This window comes from Halorubrum lipolyticum DSM 21995 (assembly GCF_000337375.1).
Taxonomy (GTDB): Archaea; Halobacteriota; Halobacteria; order Halobacteriales; family Haloferacaceae; genus Halorubrum; species Halorubrum lipolyticum.
Map to the genome: position 1 here is coordinate 211,846 of NZ_AOJG01000041.1, position 21,449 is coordinate 233,294.

Here is a 21,449-nt window from a genome sequence, read left to right on the forward strand (position 1 = left end):
CAAACGAAGATGTAGCAGTTCAAAATTGAGCACAATGAGAAAGAGCACTGATTGGATGACCATTTGGGATGACCGAATAATGGAAATTATCCAAGACGGAGGCCCCACATCTGCGAGTGAATTGAATAAGGAAGACTATATTCGCACGAGCAGGCCAAACATTTCTCGCCGTCTTAACAAACTCGCAGATCATGGACTTCTCCACCGACTTCCAAACGGAGTATACAGTCTGACTGAAAAGGGCGAAAAGTATCTCGACGGAGATCTTGACGCCGAGGAACTCAACGAACAGACACAGAATGGTGACGAAGGTGCGCATGCCGGACCCTGATTATGATAAAGAAATCGGCGGACTGGCTGGTGCAGGAAGACGATCAGATTCTTGAGTATCTCAGCCGCGAAGACCCCGCGTCGTGGTGGCAGATCGCTCATGATCTCCACCTCAGCGGTCGTCTCGTTCGAAGTCGCCTCCGCGTTCTTGCGAACGCCGACTGGGTCGCTGTCGACGATCGCGGCGACCTTGACGACCACTGGTCGATCACAACACGTGGTGTTGGCTACCTCGCTGGCTACGTCGACGCCGAGCTGATCCGCCCGCTCCCCGCGTTTCGACCTCCCCACGCGACACGCCCCGGCTGGTGGGCCGGGTTCGGGTGACTCTTCAGATACCCGTTAGAGGTAGCGGAGAGTTCCTGCGGAATTTGGTTCTAATTGAACCTCTACTGACCCGGCTCAGCGTAGTCAAGATTTTTGAAGGGAACATAGCCGATGCGATTCCCTTCCTCATCTCTCAGAATTAATCCGCTATCACCTTCCTGGATATCGTGTGCTTCGAGCTCCGCGTTCTTGGCTTGGATTTTTATTTTGGCCATATCGGAAATTCACATAGCGCCAGAGATGGCTTTAATCTGATGTGATCGATCGGAATACGTGATCCATAATCTGTGATCCTCCTCCTTCTGCCAATCTATTCGATAATTCCCCTGCCTCTACAACACCTACGTGTTCGTTTGGATAAAGGAAGATTAAGTCCACACGGTCGTAGGATGGGTAGACGAATATGATTTCACCACTTTCCCTGATTTCGTCGAAAGGAACCGGATCTAACATCTTGCTCAATAGTTCGCCAGAATCCGAAGGATTATTCCTTAATTCCTCTGCTAAATCGTCTTTCTGAGAATTATCTACCGTCAATCCAGTATCCGTGTACTCGATCACACCTTTCTCTTTTAGATACTCTCGCGCTGCCTCGACATTGAACGAACCAACCAGTTCAAGATCTACGTAGTCTTCGTGGATTGGATGCGCTAAGAAACGTACGTATCCATACAGTTCAGCGACGAATTCATCTCGTTTCATGTCTCCCTTCCCTGACCTCCGATCATCATCATCTTCTCGGGTGAGATGATACAGAACTGAATTTTCGTCAAATCCGATCGTAAAGTGTCGATTATTCCAATCGTTCGTGATGGAGTATCCAGGCCCGTTAGAAGACGGAACAAATCCGAGAGTCTGTCCGTCAAACCGTATTTTTGTATCCTCGCCAGTAGTATCTACGTGGATTGTATCAGCGATAGCGTCTTCGAAGTTGAAAGTGTTCACGAGTCATGATAACTCTCTTGAGAATAATCAGTCTTTGAACATAAAAGTATCTCCGAAGTAGATTGTCCTGACAACGAATTTGTACTGAATTCTATCCCTTCTTGGAATGATTAGTTACTCTCCGACAGCCTCCTCGACAATCGCAATATCCTCCTCAGTCAGCCCGTACAGTTCGTAGACGATCTCGTCGATAAGCTGGTCCGTCTGCTCGATCTTGGCGTCGAGCTCCTCGGCGCGCTTCTTCGTCTGCAGGTAGTTTTCCAGGTCGTCGGCCACGTCGTCGACATCGGGCAACTCGATCGGCTTCAACCGATCGACGACAATTCTCATGCAAAGTATTCCGACCGAAACCTTATCACAGGTCGACAGTGCAGTAGCACTTAATGCAGGATATCCTACGTTCCATCTTCGAGAGCGTCCAACAGAATCCTAACCTCTCCGAAAGTGAGGTAATGGATATTTTTGTTGATGAAGGGTTCTTTTCTGAACTCGGATACGAGGGTTTCGGAGTCGATATTCGCTCAGAGGAAAGTATCGTTGGAAAGGGACGTGCAGACTACTCGGGAAAAGACGACCTCGATAACACTGTATTTACGATCGAATTCAAGAAACCGTCTCGAGATGAGGATCTAGCGAGTCACAAGCCCCAACTATGGGAGCAATATGTGAAACCTCTCAAATCACAGTATGGTGCTTTGACTGATGGACAGGAATTTATTCTATATGAACGAGGGGCACGCAACCGAGCGGAACGCATCTTCCGCAATTCGCTAGAAGATATCACGGACGACGAAGCTGACGAGGTCGCTAACCTTCACAAACCAAGTTACGAATTCAGCACGAAGGCCGACCTTACCGAATATCTTGATTCGATTGATTCTGTGTCCATTGGAGAGGTAATTGATGGTGAGCGAGTTGGACAGAATGAGTTCCTGTCTACCTTCGCTAACGAGCAGAACACCATCTTCTATGAAATGCTCGAAAAGACGTACAATCTTCTTGAATACTACGTTGAACGTGACCAAAATGCATTCCCTAAGGACGCTTACGAGTTCTGGGAGGAGTACTATTCAGCAGAACCAAAATGGAGTGATCTCCCCGATGAGTGGCAAGATATCGCAGGATCAGCAGCGAACAAGCAAAAAGTCATGTTCGCTGTTGAAACCGTTCAGTCGCTACTCGGGCGATTCATGCTGGCGAAGGCCTGCGATGACTTCGATTTCCCTTCTCTATCTCTCTCGGAGTTCATACTCGGGAACACGCGTGAATTCCGTGATACCGTCCCTACGGGGTCCTACACAATCGCTGCGAGAGATCTGATGGACCAGATGCGTCAGGAACTCGTGGAATCGATCTTCGAGCAGGATATTTATTATTGGTGGAATGCTCCTGTCGAGGATTACGATGCAGGTGATGTCCGAGATCTAAGTCAAACTGAATGGCCGCAGGCCATGCAAGAGTTTGATCGGACATTGCTCGAATTCATCCTGTCCGTTTCACGCTTCAACTACAAGAACATCCGCGGCGACCCGCTCGGAGAATTGTATCAAAAACACTTCACACAGGAAACCCGCCGTGCGCTGGGTGAATTCTACACACCGCCCACTTTGGCAGAATACGTTTTGGACTCCGCGGGTTATGATCCTCTGGAAAGTGACCGCGATCTTCGCCAACAACGGCTCATTGACCCTTCTTGCGGTTCAGGTACGTTCCTAATTCAGGCCTTGGAGAAGTACCGTGAACAGTGCGGTGAGGACACGAACTGGGCGACAGAACTCCGTAACCTGTGTGAACGGTCCCGACTCGTTGGATTGGACATTCACCCCTTCGCCGTAGTGCTTGCACAGATTCGATTTATGCTCGACATCCTGCCGGAGTACGGGGAAGCTGTCGAGCAAGAAGGGCCTGGTTTCGTCCTCAAACGACTCCCGATTTACCGCACAGACTCACTTATCGATGAGAGCCAGGTTGAGGAAGGTCTACAGCGGACACTCACAGCCAGCCACGACGAAGGAATGATTGAATTCAAGATGCCTCTGCCAATTCGGCAGGGTAGCGATTTTGAATCTCTTCCCTTCGAACTACCCGAGTTTAGCCACGTACAGGAGGAAACTCTACATGAAATTCAGAACCAACAGCAGTACTTCTCGGCACTACTCGGTGTATTCGACGCGGTCAAGGAAATCGGTGGTCGGCAAGAACGCTATGAGGTTGAGCAGGACGAATTGGAGTCATACTTTACCGACTACTTTGAGCCTCACATCAACACAGAGCAGATTGCAAACGTCTTCCTTGACACAGCAAACGGGTTCCTCGGAACTGTTGAAGAGCTACGTCATGACTACAACGATGGCCGACTGTTGAAACTCATTGAGGACGTTGTGCTCGCGTCCGTCGTTAAGAACGATATTTCACATGACTACGTCGTCGGAAATCCACCGTGGGTTGCTAAGCAGAATAGATACACTGGGGATGACCAGAATCGACGGATGCAGCAACTCTACTATTCGGCTTGGGGCGAATCAGATCCCTATATGGAGTTTATCGAGCGCGGCCTCGACATGCTTCACACCGGGGGGAAACTGGGATTCGTCGTGTCAAACCGCTTTCTCTACAATTCTGGCGCAAAAGAGGTTCGAGCCTTACTTGCTAAGAATGAAATTAAGGAGATCATCGACTTCACTGACGTTCCGATATTCCCTGAAGCAACAAATTATACTGCCACTGTTACAGTTGAAAAAGAAGTTGAAAACGACGACTGGAGCTCGTTCGTTGAAGATGGGTCATTTACCAGTGATTATACGATTACTGGAACACGTGTTCGACAATGGGACGTAACTAATGACTCGGATGTCATCGATATTCCTGCACTTGTTGAAACGATCCGTTCGAGAGATCCTCACCCGACAATCGAGTTTTTCGACGTAGATTCATCCGTATTCCAAGAACGGGTCTGGGTAAGCCGCGGAGAAGTGTACCGAGAGGAAAATTCCACTAGATATACTGCTAATGGTCAGCGGGTCACTGTGTCGAATCAACTCCCGATAGCAGATACATGGCCATTCTGCCCAGATACAGAACAGCAACTCCTTGATAAAGTCGAGGAGCGGATGGACTTGCGGCTCGGTGACAGGCGTGTTATCAGAGAAAATAAATTAGAAGATGCACCAAACCTTGTTGGTGACGACATTAGAGTTGGTATTCAAACCAGCGGTGATAGTGCTTATATCGTTCATCCTACTATTGGAATTAGTAAGGAAAAGTTCGCCGAGATAGATACTCTCCCGATTACTCCTCGTGAGATTGATGAAACATATACTGTCGAAACAGACCTACTGAAGATCGATATTAGTAGCGAGGATGTTGACCGATGGCTTCCCTCGTGGGACAACCGTCTAGTCTTCGTCCCCTACAAACAAGGAGATGAAAGAGCAGAATTAATTCGACCAAAAGAACTGCACGACGAGTATAACCTCACTTGGGAATATTTCACGGAACCAATCGTCTTGGAAACACTATCTAATGACTCTGTAGAGCGTGAGGAGATCCACAACCGACTTGCGTTTGAGTTGGGCGTCATTGAGGAAGATGAGGTCATCGACGATAACGGAAATGAAAACTTCAGACTCCCTGATCTGAGTACATCTCAATATCAAGAATTGAGTAACGAGCTGCGAGCCAACGTAGACTGGCTCGATCGGCATGACGAGGGNGGTATCGGTACATGTATCGGAAGAATATCGAGATATTACCACGCCCAAAAATCCTCACTGGTGATCTTGTACAGCGGAATAAATTGTGCTTTGATGAGAAGGGAATAATGGCTCCGCATAATGTGAGCGTGTATAGTTTCGTTGTCGATGATGACAAAAAGTATGTGATAGCAGGGGTTTTGAATTCCTCGCTGTTAGAATACTATCACAAGCACTATTCACGTATTCACAAGGGGAAAGCATTCAGATATATTGAGGATTACATTTCGAAGTGGCCGATTCAGATCCCAGAAGGAGATGTTCGTGGAACGATTGAGTCGGCGATTCAAGATATTCTCCATCTAAAAGACTTAGAAGCGAAGATTCCCCAGTTCCCTGACCCCTATATCATACAGGCGCGAGAGAGCGGGGAAGAGTTCGTCAACGTAACCTTCACACCGGATTCGTCGTTCATCGCGTCACCATCTATTCAGAACGACCTCCAAGGAGATGTCACTTTAATTCTTGATGATGGTCAGTCACTTTCGGAGGGGATCGATTCAGAGAGAAAAGCCGAATACGTGCAGGAAGCGCTTCAGGGGACTCGACTTCGTCAAAATCAAACTGTCTCGATTCCTGTCCCACTACGTGACGACATAGCCATAGAAGCTCTCACGGAACTGCAAGAGGATATCTCAGAACGCGACGAGGGCGATCTTGACGAACTTGAGCAAGAGATCGACGAAGCTGTATTTGAACTCTACGACATGTCAGAACAGAGTTTACAAGAGCACGTATACCGGTTCAACAGCCAGCACGAGTCAGTACAGCCGTTAGATCTACTAGAGTGAATTCTAGATAGTACTCGCTCTCTCGTACATCTCCAGCTGGTCGTAGAACTCGTCAGTCACCGTGTCGGGCATCGTAACGCGAAACCGTCGCTCCTCCCACGGCTCCCGGCTCGTTACAACCAACTCATTTACCGTGAGATCGGGATTGAGCGTAGCACAAAAGTTAGACTCGTGGAGACAGAGGAGATGCTTGAGCGGAAACGTGTGCGCGTACACCGCTTTGTCGACGTAGCGCGTTTTGATTCCGACAGTATCGAACGGGTCAAAGCCGACCGGATCGGGAATTGTGCCGTCGGCGTTGCGAACGAGTTCCTGTACCTTTGTCATGCACCGATCGACACAGATTTTCTTCAAAAGTGTACTCAGAACCCGAACTGAAAGTGGAACTGTACATACGTCGACGCGCCTCCCCGCACGTCGGCGTGTAGCCTCGTACATCCCCGGGGACCCCTGTGCGCAACTCCGAACCGCGCGCGTACTGCGACGCCGACCGCCGCGCCCGCTCGCCGCTCGACCGCGTGGTCGCTGACGCCGATTCGACCAACCACGTTCAGTTACTTGTCGTCGAGCGGATTCTCGACGTTCACGCCGACCTCCATCCCGCGGGGGGGTGGGGGGCTGGCGCACGCGCGAGCGCGTAATCCCCGACTCGGCCGGGTTCGGCTCGATCTCGCCGAGTGATTGAAATCGGTTTCATCTGCCGCTCCCTCTCTGAACGTCCGCCGAGCTGATGCCGAGCTTCCCCGGAACCGATCGACGAGACCGTCGACGGCGTCGACCGCGGTAGCGATCTCACGCCGGATACCGTGTTCGGCTCGCTGTCTCCGCTGACGAGTCGGTCGCCGGTGCATTCTCACTCGACCTGCCCAACCGCTCGGTCGTCGACACCGACGCCGCGATTCTCCGAGCGAACTTCCGATCGAACGATCGAGTAATCAGAAAATTTGTCGTATCTATGGATATGAATACACCAGAATGATACAATAAACCCGTGTTTTCAAGTTCCACCGAGACAATAGGTAATCGATGTCCGGAGATATCCGCAAGCTGCGAGATCTCGGCAACGGAAGCGGCGGCGTGGTCATCCCGAAAGAGCTCCTCCGCGAGTGGGGACTAGTCGACGACGACGACGAGTTGGTCGACGCGCACCTCTACTCGTCCGCCTCTGACGGTGTCCTCACGGTCCAACCGCTCGACGTGGGCGGTCTCGGAGACGACTCACAGCCGAAACGCTCGACCGGCCGCTCGATCCCGGCGTCGAAAGCCGACCTGTAACCCCGGTCTTTTCCTTCGACCGTTCGCCCGTCAGCTCGCTCACCGAGCCGACGCTCTCTCGCGACGATCGACTCGGTCCGTTCCCCCTCCCCGTCACGTCCCTGTACATACGCTCGCGCATGGGCTCGGATCCTCAGCAGGCAGCAGCAAACCCGAACCGGCCGGCCTCAGAGATCGCCATATCGAGATCTGCGGAGATATGGCTCTGGAGAAATCCTCCGTGACTGATGAGAACCGTTTGCAGAATGCAGAGCGTGTAGTTAGCATCAAACGTTCTCGTTTCACAAAAAAGAACATCTCTCAGCATTTCAGTCGGACATCACCCGCGTTTGACTCTCTCGTCCGCCAGTAGAACAAATCCTGATTATTCGTAATAAAGTTCAATTAACCTATAATTATATGATGTTGGATGTGAATGTCAGAGGTGAGACGAGAGCATGGACAAGTACACCACAGAGAAAATAAATCAACGATTCGCACTGTTAGACCAGTACGAGCGACGGTGTATTATCTATTTCCTGCAAGAAACTGAGACTGGTCACGTATCGATCAGTGACTTGGTCAACCACCTCCAAAGGCAGGATCAGACACCAGGCGAGCGTGACAAACTCGCAATTGCCCTACGCCATAGCCACCTTCCCAAACTAGGTACAATTGATACGTTTGATTTCGACCCCCGTTCCGAGACAGTCCGATACGACGGTGACGAACTTCTCGAAGCACTTCTCGAACCGATCTCGGAGACCCACAGTCCAAGCATCTGAAAAACAAGTAACTCTCCTCTTTCCCTCCCTCTATGATAGATTCGCGTTCTGTATTCAGCACGGTCTTGCTAGACTATCAACGAAAGAGGATTTCAGCAGAGACGGAGATCTCGATATAGATTTCGGTCAGACTCGGTCGATGTGATCGTAGACGCGTTCGGTCGTCTGGATACTCGCGTGCCGGAGTCGGTTCCGCACGTCATAGAACGTGTTCCCGTCCTCGACGTTAAGCATCCGATAGGCGACGCTGTGGCGGAGCGTGTGCGGCGTCACGTCTTCCGGGTTACCTCGCCCGGCGACGGTCATGGGGCGCACGTCGGCGGCGACAGCCGCGTCTCGTACGACGTTCCGCACGGACTCGGTCGACATCCGGTCCGACTGTCGCGACGGCCACAGCGCCGCGGTGTCCTTCCAGCGACCGGCGAGGTACATCCGGAGCGTCCGCACCGTCTCGTCGGCGAGCTCGATCTCGGTGTAGCTCGGCGAGCGGTCGGTCGGGTAGTCTTTCTGGAGATCAGCCGGGAGCGCTATCACCCCGTCGTCGAGGTCCAAGTGGTCGTCGACATCGAGCGCGATCGCCTCGCTCACGCGAAGCCCCGAGTCGTACAGCGTCGCGAGCAGCGCGTCGTTGCGAGTAGCGAGGTACGTTGCGCTCGACTCGACCGTCGCACTCCGCATCTTCTCGACCTGTTCCGGTTTCAGCCAGACTGTCGCCTTCTCTTGAGTTTGGGAATCCATTTTTCGGTGTGTTCTGAGGTGGGTTGTTTATAAGCAGTACAGCAGGGAAGAGCGGTCAGTTTGGGAGTCTATAGAAAGAATCCCAAACTCGTCTTAGGCGTTGACACACCCTCCGACCGGTTCATCAATCTCATACTCACTCGGTATCGCCCTCCTCTCTCGAGATCTCAGTGTACTGTGCCATGCGCGTGGCAGCGATCCCACAGAGCAACGCGATCAACGCCGTCGTCGAGACGACACCCGGATGCTCAGGGTACAGCACCAGGGGGACGATCGCCCCAGCCGCGACGAACGCAACGCCAACCCACGTCGCCGGGTGCGTGAGGTGCCGGTACGCTACCGAGCGTTCACTCGCCATCGTAGACCTCCGGCTCTAGAAGCTCTCGTACGTCACACAGCCGCTGCCAGCCGGCCACAGCGAACTCCACTCCCCGGAAGAGCCAGTACATCAACCCCGCCGCTCCGATGTAGAACGTCGCAATGAACGGGTACACCACGAGCAGCGGCGTGAGCCGAATCCGTCCGTAGGCCGTCCGCTGCCGCCACTCGCTCCGCAGGTGAGCGACATCGCAGCCGACGCCGTCGACGACAGCGACAAACGCGTCCGAGACTTCCTCATTCGTCGTCATCGGCCACCTCCAGAGTGTCCCGGTTGATGTCGATACACTCCGCGAGTTGCTCTCGGCGCTCGCGGATTCGGTTCTCGACCTCGCGTTTCTTCTCTAGATCGACGTGTTCCTCGATCGCATCTCGAACGAGCTCCTCGAGGAACTCCCGCTCGAACTCCTTCAGTGCGTTCAGTTCGACGTTGGTATCGCGTCCATCGGAGACGTACCGACGGAACGACCGCTTGATCGTCGCGTCCTTGTCCGAAGACGAAGGTACCGGATTCTCGGGAAGTTCGAACTTCTCGATGTGTTCGGTGTTCAGAGCCTTCCTCTCCAGCTCGAAGGTGCCGTCGTAGTTTGTGAACCAGAACGGAGCACCGTGTTCGGCATCGTAGTATCGAGGATCGTCGGAACCAGGAAAGTCCCGACCAAGGTCGATACCGTAGTACCCCATCGCGTCGAGGATGCTGACAGGAGCGTGAAACCCAGAGGGATTGTAGTCTCCGAAATAGAGGATTCTGACATCTTTCCCGTCGGCGATCTTCTCTCTGAGTCGGTTACTCGCTTGGTAGACCTTCGAGTCGGACCAGTCCCCGCGAGTCGCCTCCAAGCGGACGTTGTACTCCTCGCAGACCGGCGCGAAGACTGACGCGAGGCTTTGCTTCTCAAGCCAGACCTCGACGTAGGACTCCTGCTCGCGCCAGAAGTCTTCCCAGTAGTCGTTCCACACCTCGTCGACGCGATCTTCAACGAAGTGATCGGGATCACGCCAGCCGGTCGCTGCGACGTTCTCCGCCGTCCGTGAGGCGTCGACGATCTGAGCAGGATCGATGTAGCCGGCGCGTCGCCCCTTCTTGACCGCCCGCTTCACGTAGCGGTACTCCCACTTGTGACCGCGAGATTCGAGCGCGTAGTACACGTCGCGAACCGTACGCTTCTCGCCCGAGGACAGCACGTCCTGGATCTGCGAGAGGATGGCCCGATACTTCTTGCCGGGATTCCACTCGCCCTTCGTCGTGTCACTCGCCATCGTAATCACCCATCTGCTCGACCTGCTCAGCGACCGGCTTGAACTCCCACGAGCCGAGCGACCCGCCGTACAGGTCCCCATACGAGTCAGCGACCGAGGTCGCCGTCGCCCGATCCGTCCGCGACGTTTCACCCGGCCGCTCACACTCTGCTTCGCGCCGCTGATCCTGCACCAACTGCAGGAGTAGCGCGTTCTGTAGCTCGATCGCCTCCGCGATCCGCTCCAGGTTCTCGTCGCTCATTGGTGACCTCCGTTAGACCTCGATCGGCTCTCCGTCCGACTCCTGTTTCGCGCACTCCAGACACCGCTCGCCGGCGAAGCCGGGCGATGTCGCGAGCAGTTCCGCCGGCTCGTGACACCCGTCGCAGACAGCTTCCTCCGAGACGCCGTCTTCACGCCGGCGCTGCTCTCGCTTCTCGTCTTCCGCCCACGCTCGGACCTGCTCTTGCGTGATCGAGGCGTGCCGAGCGTGCTCGACCGGCTCGATGTTCTCTGGACGGTTGTCCCACTTGACGCAGTTGCGGTGGTGCACGTCCTTCTCTGCGAGATCTTCGAGTACCGACTCGATCGGCTCGTCGAGCGAGTAGCACTCGACGACCGCGAGCAGTCGGTGGTGCGCGACGTACACGTCTTCGCGACCGGCGCTCGCGGTATGCGGCCGGTGTTCGGTCGAACGCCAGCGCTCGTAGCCTGCTCCGCTCCCGTCACCAGGCTTCGCGTGCTCGAACCGCGCGAACGGCTGTACGCGGTTCTCACCGAGGTGATAGTGTCCCACACCTTCATCACCTACTCTGAATCCGCGGCGCCAGCATCATTCGCACGCTGCCGAAACCGTCCGCGAATTCGTAGTCCATCTTCATCGGCGTATCCTCAGCGAACCGCACCCGGAGATCCGTCCCGCTGCTCACCGGCTTCAGTAGTCCACTGTACTTCGATCCTTGCGTCGACCCGCCGGTCAAGTACGGAACCGAGTACATCGCCACCGCGTCAGACGCGAAGTTCGCTTCCGACATCTTCTCGGGTCCGAGAACCGTCTTGATGTCGTCGGTGTCGCCGTGCCCACAGATGACCAGTTTCCCGTCGTCGACAGCCGACTCCAGCTCGACGTGGTCGCTCACGAGAGCGCTGTTCTCGATCGCTTCCGTCACCACCCCCGCATCGGCCGTGAACTCGCTGTCGAGGTCGAGATCCGGGATATCCGGCTCGTCGCGCATCATGTCCGTGTTGATGCCCGCCATTTCCACCTCGACGTTCGTGTGCTCGATCTCCACCGAGAGCGTCTCCGGCTGGAACGTGAGCGTGATCGGATCCGCGCCGCTCGCCCCGTCGATGTAGTCGTCGAGGCGCTGCAGGTTCAGCCCGATCGGGAACATCCCGTCACCGACCGACTCGAACGCGCCCGGCTCGACCTCGATCTCGACCATGGCCACGTTCGCCGGGTCGACAGCCATGACCGACAGCCCATCGTACCCGAGCCGGAAGATCGCCTCGTCGACGACCGTCAGCAGCTGATCGACGACTTGCTGGAGCACCTCAGAGCGGATGACGACGGACAGGTTTCCGGCCTGATCCGACTCCACGTCCGGCGTCTGTTCCCCCTCGACAGCGCCCTCGGTCTCTTCCGCGTCAGCCGCTGCCATTAGACACCACCCCCGACATCCTCGACAGTCGCGTCCTCGGCGTCGGTACTCTCGTCGATTTCGGTGGTGTTGGCACTCATAGTCGTCGTCTTCGCGAATCGCTCAGTCGTCCGCTCGATGCTCTCCGGCACGCCGCTCAGCGTCTGTTCCAGCTCCTCGGCGGAGATCGCCGCCGGCGCTTCCAGCACGAGCGAGACATCGCCCTTCTCGACGCTCACCAGCGCTCGATCGCCGACCACGTCGACATCGAGAACCGCCGGGTGGTCCGTCGCCGCTGTGTCGGGCGTCTTCCTCCGTACTGTTCCACCGTCCGTCGCGACTCTCTCGCCGGCCGCTTCGGTGAGGTTCTCGGACGGAGAGCGGTTCTGCTCCGCTGTGCGGTGACGATCAGTCATCCGACACCCCCAGGGAGAATCCGCCTTCGCTGCCGGGCTTGTGGATCGTCGCCTTGTCGTCGCCCTCGCTGGCTGTGAACAGGAGGTTGTCTCCGTGCTCGATCTCCCACTCCATCGCCAGCGCCTTGGGAATCGTTACGGTGAAACTTCCATCGCCCTCCTGAATCTGCCGCCCTTGGGCGAGGAACCCCGTGATTCCGCGATCCTTGTAGCCGTCCGACTTACTCATCGTCGCCACCCCCGCAGAGCGCTTTCCCAGAGGTACAGCCGTTGTAGCGACACTTCGAACAGAACCGGAGCCCTCCGTTGGCCCCGTCGCACGCCGGGCACTCGCAGTCTCGAGAGGGGTGCCGGCTGCCGGTGTCCTGTCGATCCCCGTCAGTAGCGTTCGCGTCGGCGTTCGTGGCCGTGCGAGCCGATGTTGCTCGACTCATGCTTCCCTCCAGTACTCGACCTCGTGGCTCGCGTTCGACGTGTCGTGAGCCCACGGCGAGTCGTCGCCCACCTCGAGCAGCAACGTCTCCGTCTCCTCACACGTACAGCAGTACGCGTAGATGACGCGTCGCTCGTCGAGGTCGGTCTCGTAGGGCTCAGGCTCGGACGGACCGCGCTTGTCGACGTTCTCGGCGGCTCCGACCACGCGCTCACTACTCGCCATTGGCCACCTCCGCGCCGGCCGCCGCCAGCTCGTCGAGCCGCTCACGCGCCTCCCCACCGTCCGTCGCGGCCTTCGGCGCCGGTGCGTCTGGTTCGGCGTCGACGCTTGCCGTCGTGTCGTCGAGCGATCCGACGATGACCCACACGTCGTGAACGCCTTGGTGGAGCCGAATCACGTCCGCGGCCTTCAGCGGCTTCACCACGATCCGCCGGATCGCGTCGGTCTTGATGTTCAGGTGGTTCGCGAGAACCGACTCCGCCGTCTCCAGCTCGATCCGGCCGCCGATCCCGGTCCACTCGACGAGCTTCCGGTGTCCCTCGCGGGCCTTCAGCGGGATCTCGCCGTCGCTGCTCTCGCTCGCCTCGTCGTTGTCGACGTACGCCTCCGAGACCGCGAACCGAATCGCGTCTGCGAGCGACCCGTGTTCCTCCTCGGCTTCGGCGAGCGCCTCAAGCCGTTCGTCGTCGCTGATCGTCGCCTTCGCGACTCGCGACTCACTCATCGAGCATCACCTCCTCGGCCTCGACGACGCGCTGGAACTCGTCGCGGTCGCCGTCGTTGTCCGGGTGCGTCTCCGCCTTCCGAGCCCGTGCCGCCGACTCGACGACGTTCTCCGGTGCATCCGGCGCGACGCCGAGCACCTCGTGCGCCGGTTGCCTCGTGGCAGTTCCGGCGACTGCGTGGTCACCGTCTCCCGGCGGGAGCCGCGCCGCCGCGAACTCCGAGTCGCCCGTCTTCACCGGCCGCTGGCTCCGCATCCGCGTCTCGTTGACCCACTTGAGCACGTACCGGACGTTGTCGCGGAGTAGCGGCGAGGCGTCGCACGCCACCGCGAACTGCTCTTCGTCGTCGGTCCACCGCAGCACGAAGCCCGGATCGTCCGGGTTCGCGTTGTGCAGCGGGAGCCCGTTCGACTTCGTGTGTGAGTTCCCGATCGACGCCCGCCAGTGGTCGACGCCCATCCGGTCCATCTCGGTCTCGAGTTCCGAGGTCGTCGTCGCGAGCGTCGCCTCGAAGCTCCGATTCCGCTCGCGCTCCGACCCCGGCGTTCGCTCGAACCGCACCGGCCAGTCGAGACGGCTCATGCCGCCACCCCGCTACGCCTGCGAGCACGGCCACGGCCGCATAATGCGCGGCGGCGCGCGCGCCGCTTAAAGTTCGCGGGCACACACTCGGGTGCGTCACGTGGGGACCGATTCTTGCACACCCCCGTACCTTCGTACGACTTCACAGATTCGGCTTTAGAGGCGGCAAGAGCGCCAATTTCCAGCGAATCGGTGTCGTACGACGGGTGGACGGACTCGTACGAATCGTACGTTCCAGTTGTTCCACGCGAAACAGTCGAAACGGAGGTCATCGATCACCACCTCGGCGACCACCGTCGGCCATTGCGCTCTCGATGTGATAGTCAGCGCGAGCGGTCCCAACCTCTTCCGCCGAGAAGATCTCGACTACGTCACCGTACAGGTCCTCGATGCCACCGAACGCGGCCTTCCGGACTGTACACTGGTGAGCGCACGGCTCGCTGGCGTCGTTGTACTTGCGCGCCGGGCACTGATCACCGCTCTCGGCGAGCACACACTCACCGACGACGGCTCCGTGATCTCTCTGCAGCGTCACGAGGTGTGCGTCGTCGCCGTCCGGCAGCGTGACGAGCCACGTGTTCCACGCTCGGCGCTCGATCAGCGCCGCCTTCGGGTCAGCGCGCTCCCAGCTCGCGCTGTCGGCGTCGCGTTGGCCTTTGAAATCCAGCGGGACAGTTCCACTTGGAACTGACTGCCGCTCTGAGTCGCGCCGCTCGCCGCTCTCACACTGTGGACAATACTCTCTCGGAACGTCGTAGCTCGTGTCTTCGACGAGCGTAACTGACGGGTGAACTGGACAGTTCCCCGTCATGCCAAACCTCCGTAATAGCGGCTAAGCTGGCCGGTTTCAGACGTTTCGTGTAAAATTTCGTATGGGACCGCTGAGNCAGTTCCCCGTCATGCCAAACCTCCGTAATAGCGGCTAAGCTGGCCGGTTTCAGACGTTTCGTGTAAAATTTCGTATGGGACCGCTGAGAGTCGAACTCAGGTCATACGGACCCCATCCGCATAGGATACCACTACCCCACGGTCCCCGTCTGCATCCTGAAAAATGAGAGTCCGGTAATTAAGGACTTCGTTTCATCCCTCGCCGACCGACCACGGTGGCCTCAGACGAGGACGCGCTCCAGCGAGACGACGACGCCCGACTCCGCGTCGGGGTCACCGACCAGCCGCCCGAGACAGACCGCGGCGCCGTCGGGGGTGTGACAGGCGACCAGCGGGGGGTCGCCGTCCCCGTTCCGCCCCGGGCTCTCGTCGGCGCCGACACCGTCCGCGTCGATGACGCCGGGCGCGTAGACGGGCGCGCCGGTGGCCACGTTGCGCGCGGCGGAGGGAGCGATCGTCACCGAGGGGAGGTGGACCAACGCGTCCTCGGCCGGGCGGACGACTTCGCGGAGGGAAGCCTCGTCGCCGTCTTCGGCCCACGCGAGCCCGTCGACGAGGTCCTGTAAGGGGTGCAGGTCGCCGTCGTCGAACGGGTCGGTGGTGGTGCGGCGGAGGTGGCCCATATGCGCGCCGACACCGGTGGCGAGACCGATGTCGTGACACAGCTTCCGGACGTACGTCCCGGACTCACACCGGATCCGGAGGAGCGCCTGCCAGTCGTCGACCTCCAGCAGGTCGAGGTCGTGGATCGTGCGGGTGCGGAGCCGGCGAGTCACCGCGCTCTTGCGCGGCGGCTTCTGGTAGATCTCCGCCTCGAACTCGGCGACCACGTCGCGGAAGTCCGCCGGAGGCGACCCGTGAAGCTCCAGCACCGAGACGTACTCCTTGCTGCCCTCTAAGAAGACCTGCGCGGCCCGGGTGGCGTCGCCGGTCAGCGTCGGGAGACAGCCGGTGACCTTGGGGTCGAGCGTCCCGGCGTGCGCGACCCCGGCGATCGGGGGGCCGTCCGGGTCCAGCGCCGCCAGCGTGTCGTTGATCGCGTCGCGAACCCACGCGGAGAGCTGGTGGGAGGAGGGGCCGGCGGGCTTGTCGACGTTGACGACGCCGAACCGGAGCAGCTCCGGGACCGAGCGCTCGCCGGGCGGAGCTCGAAGGGGGTCGGCGGTATCGTCGTCGGTGTCGTCTGAATCTCGGGTCATACGGGGAATGTGAGTGTCGGAAGTGTGGGGAGTGTGGTGAGCGTGGGTGTCGGAAGTGCGGGGAGTGCGGTGAGTGTGGATTCAGCGGTCAGAAGTCGTAGCTCACGCCCTCGATCGGCGCCTTCCCCTCGTCGGTCGCGGGGTCGTACGCGTCGATGGTCGCGACGAGGACGTCGATGAACGGCTCCGGCCCCCACCGAGCGGTGTTGTACGCGGCGTCGTAGATCGAGAGGTCGTCGATGTCGATGTCGTAGTACCCGCGGTACCGCTTCTTCTCGGAGGCCTCGCGGCGTTCGGTCTCGGCCTTCGCGCGGTCGACGGGCTTCGCCTCGCGCTCGGCGATGCGCTCGGCGCGGATCGAGACCGGGGCGTCGAACCAGAACCGGAAGTCGGCGTGGTCCGCGGAGAGCCACCCGGCGAGCCGCGACTCCAACACGAGGTCGTCGCGGGTCGTGGCGATCTCGTGGAGCCGGCGGTCCAGGTCCCGGTCGATCTGGGGGTCCTCCTCCGCGAACTCGTTGAACTCGACGGGCGTCATGTCCCGTTCGGCCGCCATCTCGCGGAAGATGTCGCCGCCGGAGACGTGGTCGAGTCCGAGCCGATCGGCGAGCCCCGCGGCGTTCGTGCTCTTCCCGCTTCCCGGCGGGCCGGAGACGGTGATCAACATATCGCTACTGCGCGGGTGTCGTTCAAAACGGTTGTCGTTCGCCGCGCGTGTGGTGAACAAAGCGCGTCGGCGAGGGGGTGCCGACCGCGTCGACGAGAGGCCGCCGACCGCCTCGCGGTTGGCGACCTCGGTGTCGTCCTACTGATCCCGCGTGGCACCGGTCATCGACCAGACCGCGACCGCCCCGAGCAGGACGGCCGGAATGAGCGGTAAGGCGAGGTACGTCGCGAAAAACGAGAACCCGAGCGCCCCCGCCGCGTACGGGTAGACGTAGATGATCCCGGGGATGACGAGGATACAGGTGAACAGCACCGCCGTCAGCGCCCATCCCTTCCGCCCGAACCCGTCGGGCTCGGGTTCCGCCGTCGGGGCGGCCGGATCGGCGCCGTCGCTCCCGTCGCCGGGCGCGTGGACGTAGCCGCCGTCCGTGCTCTCGCGCGCGTCGCCGTCGGATTCAGAGCTCACTGTCGGGTTTTACGACCACTTTGCCAAAGCCCTCACGGTTCTCGATCATCTCGTGAGCGCGCGCGGCCTCGCTCATCGGCAGCGTCTCGCGGACGCGCGGCTCGAAGGTGCCGTCCCAGACGAGCTCCAGTACGTCGTCGACCTCGCCGGGGGTCGCCATCGTCGATCCGATGATCGATAGCTGGTTCCAGAAGATCCGGTTGAGCCCGGCGTCGGGATTCGGGCCGGTCGTCGCGCCGCAGGTGACGAGCCGGCCGCCCTTCGCCATCGACTTCAGCGAGTCGGGGTAGGTGGCCTCCCCGATGTGGTCGACGACGACGTCGACGCCGCGTCGCCCGGTCAGTTCCGATATCTCCTCGGCGAAGTCGTTCGTCTCGTAGTCGATGACGTGGTCGGCCCCGCACGCCTCGGCGTGCGAGAGCTTCTCCTCGGTGGACGCGGTCGCGAACACCTCACAGCCCGCGTGGTCGGCGATCTGCACCGCCGCGTGACCGACGCCGCCGGAGGCGCCGAGCACGAGCACCTTCTCGCCGGCCTCGATGTCGGCGCGGGTCTGGAGCATCCGCCACGCGGTCTGGAAGACGAGCGAGGCGGAACCGGCGACCTCCCAATCGACGCCCGAGGGAACGGGGACGAGGTTCTCGGCGGGGACGGCCGCGAGCTCGGAGTGGACGCCGCGGACGTGCTCGCCGATGATGTGGAACGACGGACAGAGCGACTCCTCGCCGTGCCGGCAGAACTCGCACTCGCCGCAGGAGACCCCGGCGCTCACCGCGACGCGGTCGCCGGGCTCGAAGCGCGTGACGCCCTCGCCGACCGCCTCGACGACGCCCGCCGCGTCGCTGCCGGGGATGTGCGGCATCTCGAGGTCGATACCGGGCATGCCGCGCCGCGTCCAGATGTCGAGGTGGTTCAGCGCTCCCGCCTTGACGTCGACGAGGACCTCGCCGCGGTCGGGTTCGGGATCCGGGAACTCGCCGTACTCGATCACGTCGCGGTCACCGTGGGCGTCGAACTGGACGGCCTTCATACTCGGACCCATCCGCGGCACCCACTAAACGGTATGGCAAACGGAACCCCGAACCGCGCACACGATTCCCGTGTCACCGCTCGGATAAAACACCCGTTCTGCCGTGACAAACGCTCACACTGGTGTGAACCGGGCACACCCGACCCGAGCCTTTCGTGATGTTTAAGTACCGAAAGGGGGACCATACGGATGCACGAACTGCAGGGGCGCCGGGTCCCGAGTCCACGAGGGCGATGATACGACGCGAGTTGCGGTAGCCAAGCCTGGCCCAAGGCGCAGGGTTGCTAACTCTGTGGCGTCACTGCCTCCGGGGTTCGAATCCCCGCCGCAACGCTCGAACGGACCGAGTACCGCCGGATTCGCGCCGGTAGGGCTCACCACAACCAACACATGAGCACGGAAGAATCACAGGACGACTCGCCGGAGGAGGAGGAAGACCTCCAGTACTTCGTCCGGATCGGGGGCGCTGACCTCGACGGGACGAAGACGGTCGAGCGAAGCCTGTCCGAACTCGACGGCATCGGCACGCGCACGGCGCGGCTGGTCGCCGAGAAGGCCGACGTGGACAAGAACGCCACGTTCGGGCTCCTCGACGAGGGTGATCTCGACGCGGTGGTCGACATCGCCGAGAACCTCGAAGACCACGTCCCGTCGTGGATGACGAACAGACAGAACGACTTCTACTCCGGAGAGACGACGCACCTCGTCGGCACCGACGTCAACGAGAAGCGTCGCCACGACATCAACCGGATGAAGATCATCGAATCGTACAAGGGCGTTCGACACAAGCGCGGCCAGAAGGTACGCGGCCAGCGCACGAAGTCCACGGGTCGCTCGGAGGGGACCATCGGGGTCAACGTCGAGGAGATCCGCGAGGAGATGGCCGAGGAAGAAGCGGCGGGTGACGAGGAATGAGCACCGGCAAGAACACCAAGGGCTACGAGACGCCGAACCACCCGTACCAGGGCGAGCGCATCGCCGAGGAGTCCGACCTCCTCTCGCGGTACGGCCTGAAGAACAAAGAGGAGTTCTGGCGCGCGCAGTCCGAGCTGCGCAGCATGCGACGCGAGGCGCGTCGCCTGCTCGGCGAGGCTCAGGGCGACGTCGACGCCGCCCAGGAGGCCGGCGCGGAGTTCGTTACGCGGCTCCGTCGCATCGGCATCCTCGGCGACAACGACGACATCTCCGCGGTCCTCTCGCTGGACGTGACCGACCTGCTCGAGCGCCGTCTCCAGACGGTCGCCTACCGGCAGGGGTTCGCGTCCTCGACCCAGCAGGCCCGCCAGTTCATCGTTCACGGCCACATCACCGTCAACGGCGCCCGCGTCACGCGCCCGTCGGTGAAGGTCGACGTGGACGACGAAGGCGCCATCGCCTTCGACGAGAACAGCCCGCTCGCGGACGATCTCCACCCCGAGCGCGCGGAGTCACAGGAGTAACCAACCATGAGTGAATCCGAGGACGGAAAGTGGGGCATCGCCCACGTGTACGCGTCGTTCAACAACACGCTCATCACGGTCACCGACGAGACGGGCGCCGAGACGATCGCCAAGTCGTCCGGCGGCACCGTGGTGAAGCAGAACCGCGACGAGGCGTCGCCGTACGCCGCCATGCAGATGGCGGAGGTCGTCGCCGAGCGCGTCAAGGACGCCGGCTTAGAGGGCGTGCACGTTCGCGTGCGCGGCCCCGGCGGCAACCTGAACAAGTCCACCGGTCCCGGTGCGCAGGCGACGATCCGCGCGCTCTCGCGTGCGGGCGTCGAGATCGGCCGGATCGAGGACGTCACGCCCATCCCGCACGACGGGACGAAGGCGCCCAAGAACAAGCGAGTCTGACATGACGGAAGACGACTTCGACGTCCAGTACGTCGAACGGGACGAACGCAGCGCGCGGGTGCTGATCCGCGGGCTCACGCCGGCGTTCGCCAACGGCATCCGCCGCGCGATGATCGCCGACGTCCCGACGTTCTCGATCGACACCGTTCGGTTCGTCGAGAACTCCTCCGTCATGTTCGACGAGATGATCGGGCTTCGGCTGGGGCTCGTTCCCCTGACGACGCCGCTCGACGACTTCGAGGTCGGCGACGAGGTCACTCTCGCGCTCGACGTCGAAGGCCCGGCGACGGCGTACTCCGGCGACATCGAGAGCGCCGACCCGCTCGTCGGGGTCGCCGACGACAACGTCCCGATCATCGAGCTGAAGGAGGGACAGCGGTTGGAGTTCGAGGCCACCGCGGTGCTCGACTCCGGCAAGGAGCACGCCAAACACCAGGGCGGCGTCTCCGTCGGGTATCGCCACCTTCAGCGCGTCTCCGTCGAGGGCGACCTCGGCGAGTTCGACGACGACGAGCCGCGGATCCTCCGCGGGGTCATCGAGACGCCCGACGGGTCGATAGAGCTCACCGACGAGTTCGACAACGACCTCTCGGAGCGGTTCCCCGGGAAGGAAGTCAGCGTCGAGGATGTCCCCGGCGCCTTCGTGTTCCACATCGAGACGGACGGCTCGTTCAGCGTCGAGGAACTGCTGCTCCGCGCGATCGACTCCATCGAGGAGCGCGCGGACGAACTACAGACGAAAGTCGCAGTCTAACGTAATGACGGACCTTCGAACCACACGCTCGGCGCTCGCCCCTGCACGGAGCCGCGGCGCCGCGATCCGCTCCGACACGGTGTCGGAGCGGTTTACGCCCGAATCGAATCCGGGCCGTCCCGACGACGGGACCGAAAGTGGTTTGAAGGGAGCCGGATTACGCAGGAGTGCACGCAGGGATAGCCAAGTCAGGCCAACGGCGCAGCGTTCAGGGCGCTGTCCTGTAGAGGTCCGCAGGTTCAAATCCTGCTCCCTGCACTCCGTTTTCACTAA

29 protein-coding genes, 3 tRNA genes and 1 pseudogene are annotated in these 21,449 nt (G+C 59.8%); 12 read left to right on the plus strand and 21 right to left on the minus strand.

Annotated elements, in window-relative coordinates; genetic code table 11:
- Positions 1 to 34: 34 nt before the first annotated feature.
- Positions 35 to 331, plus strand: a complete 297-nt coding sequence (locus C469_RS17795; protein ID WP_008008373.1) for a transcriptional regulator — start codon at positions 35 to 37, stop codon at positions 329 to 331.
- 29 nt (positions 332 to 360) lie between these two features.
- Positions 361 to 657 (plus strand): winged helix-turn-helix domain-containing protein, encoded by a 297-nt coding sequence (locus C469_RS15740; protein ID WP_241430042.1) that lies wholly within the window; start codon positions 361 to 363, stop codon positions 655 to 657.
- Positions 658 to 903: 246 nt separating this feature from the next.
- Here the strand turns inward: C469_RS15740 and C469_RS16970 are convergent, their stop codons facing one another.
- The gene (locus C469_RS16970) at positions 904 to 1,602 is read right to left on the minus strand and encodes a hypothetical protein (protein ID WP_147587335.1); all 699 of its coding nucleotides are present in this window, start codon (positions 1,600 to 1,602) and stop codon (positions 904 to 906) included.
- A gap of 114 nt (positions 1,603 to 1,716) precedes the next feature.
- A pseudogene (locus tag C469_RS15745) lies at positions 1,717 to 1,923 on the minus strand (restriction endonuclease); the annotation flags it as partial.
- A 1,130-nt stretch (positions 1,924 to 3,053) separates the two neighbouring features.
- Here C469_RS15745 and C469_RS16535 point away from each other — a divergent pair.
- Both C469_RS16535 and C469_RS16540 read left to right on the plus strand, forming a co-directional pair.
- The gene (locus tag C469_RS16535; RefSeq protein ID WP_449272123.1) at positions 3,054 to 5,423 is read left to right on the plus strand and encodes an Eco57I restriction-modification methylase domain-containing protein; all 2,370 of its coding nucleotides are present in this window, start codon (positions 3,054 to 3,056) and stop codon (positions 5,421 to 5,423) included.
- Positions 5,327 to 6,145, plus strand: coding sequence for a TaqI-like C-terminal specificity domain-containing protein (locus tag C469_RS16540; protein ID WP_082230168.1), 819 nt, complete (start codon positions 5,327 to 5,329; stop codon positions 6,143 to 6,145). Before C469_RS16535 ends, C469_RS16540 begins: the two co-directional genes overlap by 97 nt.
- 3 nt (positions 6,146 to 6,148) lie before the next feature.
- On the opposite strand, the gene C469_RS15755 is transcribed toward C469_RS16540, so the two are convergent.
- Positions 6,149 to 6,472 (minus strand): hypothetical protein, encoded by a 324-nt coding sequence (locus C469_RS15755; RefSeq protein ID WP_008008379.1) that lies wholly within the window; start codon positions 6,470 to 6,472, stop codon positions 6,149 to 6,151.
- A gap of 699 nt (positions 6,473 to 7,171) precedes the next feature.
- Between C469_RS15755 and C469_RS15765 the strand changes: the two genes are divergently transcribed.
- Positions 7,172 to 7,420, plus strand: a complete 249-nt coding sequence (locus C469_RS15765) for a hypothetical protein (protein ID WP_008008381.1) — start codon at positions 7,172 to 7,174, stop codon at positions 7,418 to 7,420.
- Between the two features lie 437 nt (positions 7,421 to 7,857).
- A complete protein-coding gene (locus tag C469_RS17880) occupies positions 7,858 to 8,184 on the plus strand; it encodes a DUF7344 domain-containing protein (protein WP_449272122.1) in 327 nt (108 codons plus the stop codon).
- 126 nt (positions 8,185 to 8,310) lie between these two features.
- On the opposite strand, the gene C469_RS15770 is transcribed toward C469_RS17880, so the two are convergent.
- From C469_RS15770 to C469_RS15855, 18 genes are all read right to left on the minus strand, one after another.
- Positions 8,311 to 8,922, minus strand: a complete 612-nt coding sequence (locus C469_RS15770) for a tyrosine-type recombinase/integrase (protein WP_008008383.1) — start codon at positions 8,920 to 8,922, stop codon at positions 8,311 to 8,313.
- A gap of 136 nt (positions 8,923 to 9,058) precedes the next feature.
- Positions 9,059 to 9,280 carry a hypothetical protein gene (locus tag C469_RS15775; RefSeq protein WP_008008385.1) on the minus strand — a complete coding sequence of 74 codons (222 nt, stop codon included), beginning with the start codon at positions 9,278 to 9,280 and terminating at the stop codon, positions 9,059 to 9,061.
- The gene (locus C469_RS15780; protein ID WP_008008387.1) at positions 9,270 to 9,551 is read right to left on the minus strand and encodes a hypothetical protein; all 282 of its coding nucleotides are present in this window, start codon (positions 9,549 to 9,551) and stop codon (positions 9,270 to 9,272) included. The genes C469_RS15775 and C469_RS15780 overlap by 11 nt, the downstream gene beginning before the upstream one ends.
- Positions 9,538 to 10,560, minus strand: a complete 1,023-nt coding sequence (locus C469_RS15785; RefSeq protein ID WP_008008389.1) for a hypothetical protein — start codon at positions 10,558 to 10,560, stop codon at positions 9,538 to 9,540. The genes C469_RS15780 and C469_RS15785 overlap by 14 nt, the downstream gene beginning before the upstream one ends.
- The gene (locus C469_RS15790) at positions 10,550 to 10,801 is read right to left on the minus strand and encodes a hypothetical protein (protein WP_008008391.1); all 252 of its coding nucleotides are present in this window, start codon (positions 10,799 to 10,801) and stop codon (positions 10,550 to 10,552) included. The genes C469_RS15785 and C469_RS15790 overlap by 11 nt, the downstream gene beginning before the upstream one ends.
- A 12-nt stretch (positions 10,802 to 10,813) precedes the next feature.
- Complete coding sequence (locus tag C469_RS15795) at positions 10,814 to 11,335, minus strand: HNH endonuclease (RefSeq protein ID WP_008008394.1); 522 nt, start codon at positions 11,333 to 11,335, stop codon at positions 10,814 to 10,816.
- Positions 11,336 to 11,342: 7 nt separating this feature from the next.
- Positions 11,343 to 12,200, minus strand: a complete 858-nt coding sequence (locus C469_RS15800; RefSeq protein WP_008008396.1) for a hypothetical protein — start codon at positions 12,198 to 12,200, stop codon at positions 11,343 to 11,345.
- Positions 12,200 to 12,418 (minus strand): hypothetical protein, encoded by a 219-nt coding sequence (locus C469_RS16975; protein ID WP_241430043.1) that lies wholly within the window; start codon positions 12,416 to 12,418, stop codon positions 12,200 to 12,202. The genes C469_RS15800 and C469_RS16975 overlap by 1 nt, the downstream gene beginning before the upstream one ends.
- A gap of 169 nt (positions 12,419 to 12,587) precedes the next feature.
- Positions 12,588 to 12,824, minus strand: coding sequence for a hypothetical protein (locus tag C469_RS15810; RefSeq protein WP_008008400.1), 237 nt, complete (start codon positions 12,822 to 12,824; stop codon positions 12,588 to 12,590).
- Positions 12,825 to 13,025: 201 nt separating this feature from the next.
- A complete protein-coding gene (locus C469_RS15815; protein WP_008008402.1) occupies positions 13,026 to 13,253 on the minus strand; it encodes a hypothetical protein in 228 nt (75 codons plus the stop codon).
- A complete protein-coding gene (locus C469_RS15820; protein ID WP_008008404.1) occupies positions 13,243 to 13,755 on the minus strand; it encodes a hypothetical protein in 513 nt (170 codons plus the stop codon). The genes C469_RS15815 and C469_RS15820 overlap by 11 nt, the downstream gene beginning before the upstream one ends.
- The gene (locus C469_RS15825) at positions 13,748 to 14,338 is read right to left on the minus strand and encodes a J domain-containing protein (protein WP_008008406.1); all 591 of its coding nucleotides are present in this window, start codon (positions 14,336 to 14,338) and stop codon (positions 13,748 to 13,750) included. Before C469_RS15825 ends, C469_RS15820 begins: the two co-directional genes overlap by 8 nt.
- Before the next feature lie 268 nt (positions 14,339 to 14,606).
- Entirely contained in the window at positions 14,607 to 15,149 is a 543-nt protein-coding gene (locus C469_RS15830; protein WP_008008407.1) for a hypothetical protein, read from the minus strand.
- Between the two features lie 152 nt (positions 15,150 to 15,301).
- A tRNA-Pro gene (locus C469_RS15835) sits at positions 15,302 to 15,372 on the minus strand.
- 75 nt (positions 15,373 to 15,447) lie between these two features.
- Complete coding sequence (locus tag C469_RS15840; RefSeq protein ID WP_008008409.1) at positions 15,448 to 16,425, minus strand: RNA-guided pseudouridylation complex pseudouridine synthase subunit Cbf5; 978 nt, start codon at positions 16,423 to 16,425, stop codon at positions 15,448 to 15,450.
- Between the two features lie 88 nt (positions 16,426 to 16,513).
- Entirely contained in the window at positions 16,514 to 17,092 is a 579-nt protein-coding gene (gene cmk / locus C469_RS15845; protein ID WP_008008410.1) for a (d)CMP kinase, read from the minus strand.
- 138 nt (positions 17,093 to 17,230) lie between these two features.
- On the minus strand, positions 17,231 to 17,557 hold the full coding sequence (locus tag C469_RS15850) for a hypothetical protein (RefSeq protein WP_008008412.1): 327 nt from the start codon (positions 17,555 to 17,557) through the stop codon (positions 17,231 to 17,233).
- Entirely contained in the window at positions 17,547 to 18,587 is a 1,041-nt protein-coding gene (locus C469_RS15855; RefSeq protein WP_008008414.1) for a zinc-binding dehydrogenase, read from the minus strand. Before C469_RS15855 ends, C469_RS15850 begins: the two co-directional genes overlap by 11 nt.
- Positions 18,588 to 18,834: 247 nt before the next feature.
- Here C469_RS15855 and C469_RS15860 point away from each other — a divergent pair.
- The 6 genes from C469_RS15860 to C469_RS15885 all read left to right on the plus strand — a co-directional run bounded on the left by C469_RS15860 (position 18,835) and on the right by C469_RS15885 (position 21,434).
- Positions 18,835 to 18,920, plus strand: a tRNA-Ser gene (locus C469_RS15860).
- A 57-nt stretch (positions 18,921 to 18,977) separates the two neighbouring features.
- On the plus strand, positions 18,978 to 19,502 hold the full coding sequence (locus C469_RS15865) for a 30S ribosomal protein S13 (protein WP_008008416.1): 525 nt from the start codon (positions 18,978 to 18,980) through the stop codon (positions 19,500 to 19,502).
- Positions 19,499 to 20,026 carry a 30S ribosomal protein S4 gene (locus tag C469_RS15870; RefSeq protein WP_008008417.1) on the plus strand — a complete coding sequence of 176 codons (528 nt, stop codon included), beginning with the start codon at positions 19,499 to 19,501 and terminating at the stop codon, positions 20,024 to 20,026. The genes C469_RS15865 and C469_RS15870 overlap by 4 nt, the downstream gene beginning before the upstream one ends.
- Before the next feature lie 6 nt (positions 20,027 to 20,032).
- A complete protein-coding gene (locus C469_RS15875) occupies positions 20,033 to 20,422 on the plus strand; it encodes a 30S ribosomal protein S11 (RefSeq protein WP_004046448.1) in 390 nt (129 codons plus the stop codon).
- 1 nt (position 20,423) lies between these two features.
- Positions 20,424 to 21,176 carry a DNA-directed RNA polymerase subunit D gene (locus C469_RS15880; protein ID WP_008008419.1) on the plus strand — a complete coding sequence of 251 codons (753 nt, stop codon included), beginning with the start codon at positions 20,424 to 20,426 and terminating at the stop codon, positions 21,174 to 21,176.
- A 173-nt stretch (positions 21,177 to 21,349) separates the two neighbouring features.
- Positions 21,350 to 21,434, plus strand: a tRNA-Leu gene (locus C469_RS15885).
- Positions 21,435 to 21,449: the final 15 nt, after the last annotated feature.

Excerpts from the sequence above, each read along its gene's own strand:
- C469_RS17795 (WP_008008373.1), top strand. The coding sequence starts at position 35 with ATGAGAAAGAGCACTGATTGGATGACCATTTGGGATGACCGAATAATG.
- C469_RS16540 (WP_082230168.1), top strand. The coding sequence starts at position 5,327 with ATGTATCGGAAGAATATCGAGATATTACCACGCCCAAAAATCCTCACT.
- C469_RS15755 (WP_008008379.1), bottom strand. The coding sequence starts at position 6,472 with ATGACAAAGGTACAGGAACTCGTTCGCAACGCCGACGGCACAATTCCC.
- C469_RS15765 (WP_008008381.1), top strand. The coding sequence starts at position 7,172 with ATGTCCGGAGATATCCGCAAGCTGCGAGATCTCGGCAACGGAAGCGGC.
- C469_RS17880 (WP_449272122.1), top strand. The coding sequence starts at position 7,858 with ATGGACAAGTACACCACAGAGAAAATAAATCAACGATTCGCACTGTTA.
- C469_RS15770 (WP_008008383.1), bottom strand. The coding sequence starts at position 8,922 with ATGGATTCCCAAACTCAAGAGAAGGCGACAGTCTGGCTGAAACCGGAA.
- C469_RS15775 (WP_008008385.1), bottom strand. The coding sequence starts at position 9,280 with ATGGCGAGTGAACGCTCGGTAGCGTACCGGCACCTCACGCACCCGGCG.
- C469_RS15780 (WP_008008387.1), bottom strand. The coding sequence starts at position 9,551 with ATGACGACGAATGAGGAAGTCTCGGACGCGTTTGTCGCTGTCGTCGAC.
- C469_RS15785 (WP_008008389.1), bottom strand. The coding sequence starts at position 10,560 with ATGGCGAGTGACACGACGAAGGGCGAGTGGAATCCCGGCAAGAAGTAT.
- C469_RS15790 (WP_008008391.1), bottom strand. The coding sequence starts at position 10,801 with ATGAGCGACGAGAACCTGGAGCGGATCGCGGAGGCGATCGAGCTACAG.
- C469_RS15800 (WP_008008396.1), bottom strand. The coding sequence starts at position 12,200 with ATGGCAGCGGCTGACGCGGAAGAGACCGAGGGCGCTGTCGAGGGGGAA.
- C469_RS15810 (WP_008008400.1), bottom strand. The coding sequence starts at position 12,824 with ATGAGTAAGTCGGACGGCTACAAGGATCGCGGAATCACGGGGTTCCTC.
- C469_RS15815 (WP_008008402.1), bottom strand. The coding sequence starts at position 13,253 with ATGGCGAGTAGTGAGCGCGTGGTCGGAGCCGCCGAGAACGTCGACAAG.
- C469_RS15820 (WP_008008404.1), bottom strand. The coding sequence starts at position 13,755 with ATGAGTGAGTCGCGAGTCGCGAAGGCGACGATCAGCGACGACGAACGG.
- C469_RS15825 (WP_008008406.1), bottom strand. The coding sequence starts at position 14,338 with ATGAGCCGTCTCGACTGGCCGGTGCGGTTCGAGCGAACGCCGGGGTCG.
- C469_RS15830 (WP_008008407.1), bottom strand. The coding sequence starts at position 15,149 with ATGACGGGGAACTGTCCAGTTCACCCGTCAGTTACGCTCGTCGAAGAC.
- C469_RS15840 (WP_008008409.1), bottom strand. The coding sequence starts at position 16,425 with ATGACCCGAGATTCAGACGACACCGACGACGATACCGCCGACCCCCTT.
- cmk (WP_008008410.1), bottom strand. The coding sequence starts at position 17,092 with ATGTTGATCACCGTCTCCGGCCCGCCGGGAAGCGGGAAGAGCACGAAC.
- C469_RS15855 (WP_008008414.1), bottom strand. The coding sequence starts at position 18,587 with ATGAAGGCCGTCCAGTTCGACGCCCACGGTGACCGCGACGTGATCGAG.
- C469_RS15865 (WP_008008416.1), top strand. The coding sequence starts at position 18,978 with ATGAGCACGGAAGAATCACAGGACGACTCGCCGGAGGAGGAGGAAGAC.
- C469_RS15870 (WP_008008417.1), top strand. The coding sequence starts at position 19,499 with ATGAGCACCGGCAAGAACACCAAGGGCTACGAGACGCCGAACCACCCG.
- C469_RS15875 (WP_004046448.1), top strand. The coding sequence starts at position 20,033 with ATGAGTGAATCCGAGGACGGAAAGTGGGGCATCGCCCACGTGTACGCG.
- C469_RS15880 (WP_008008419.1), top strand. The coding sequence starts at position 20,424 with ATGACGGAAGACGACTTCGACGTCCAGTACGTCGAACGGGACGAACGC.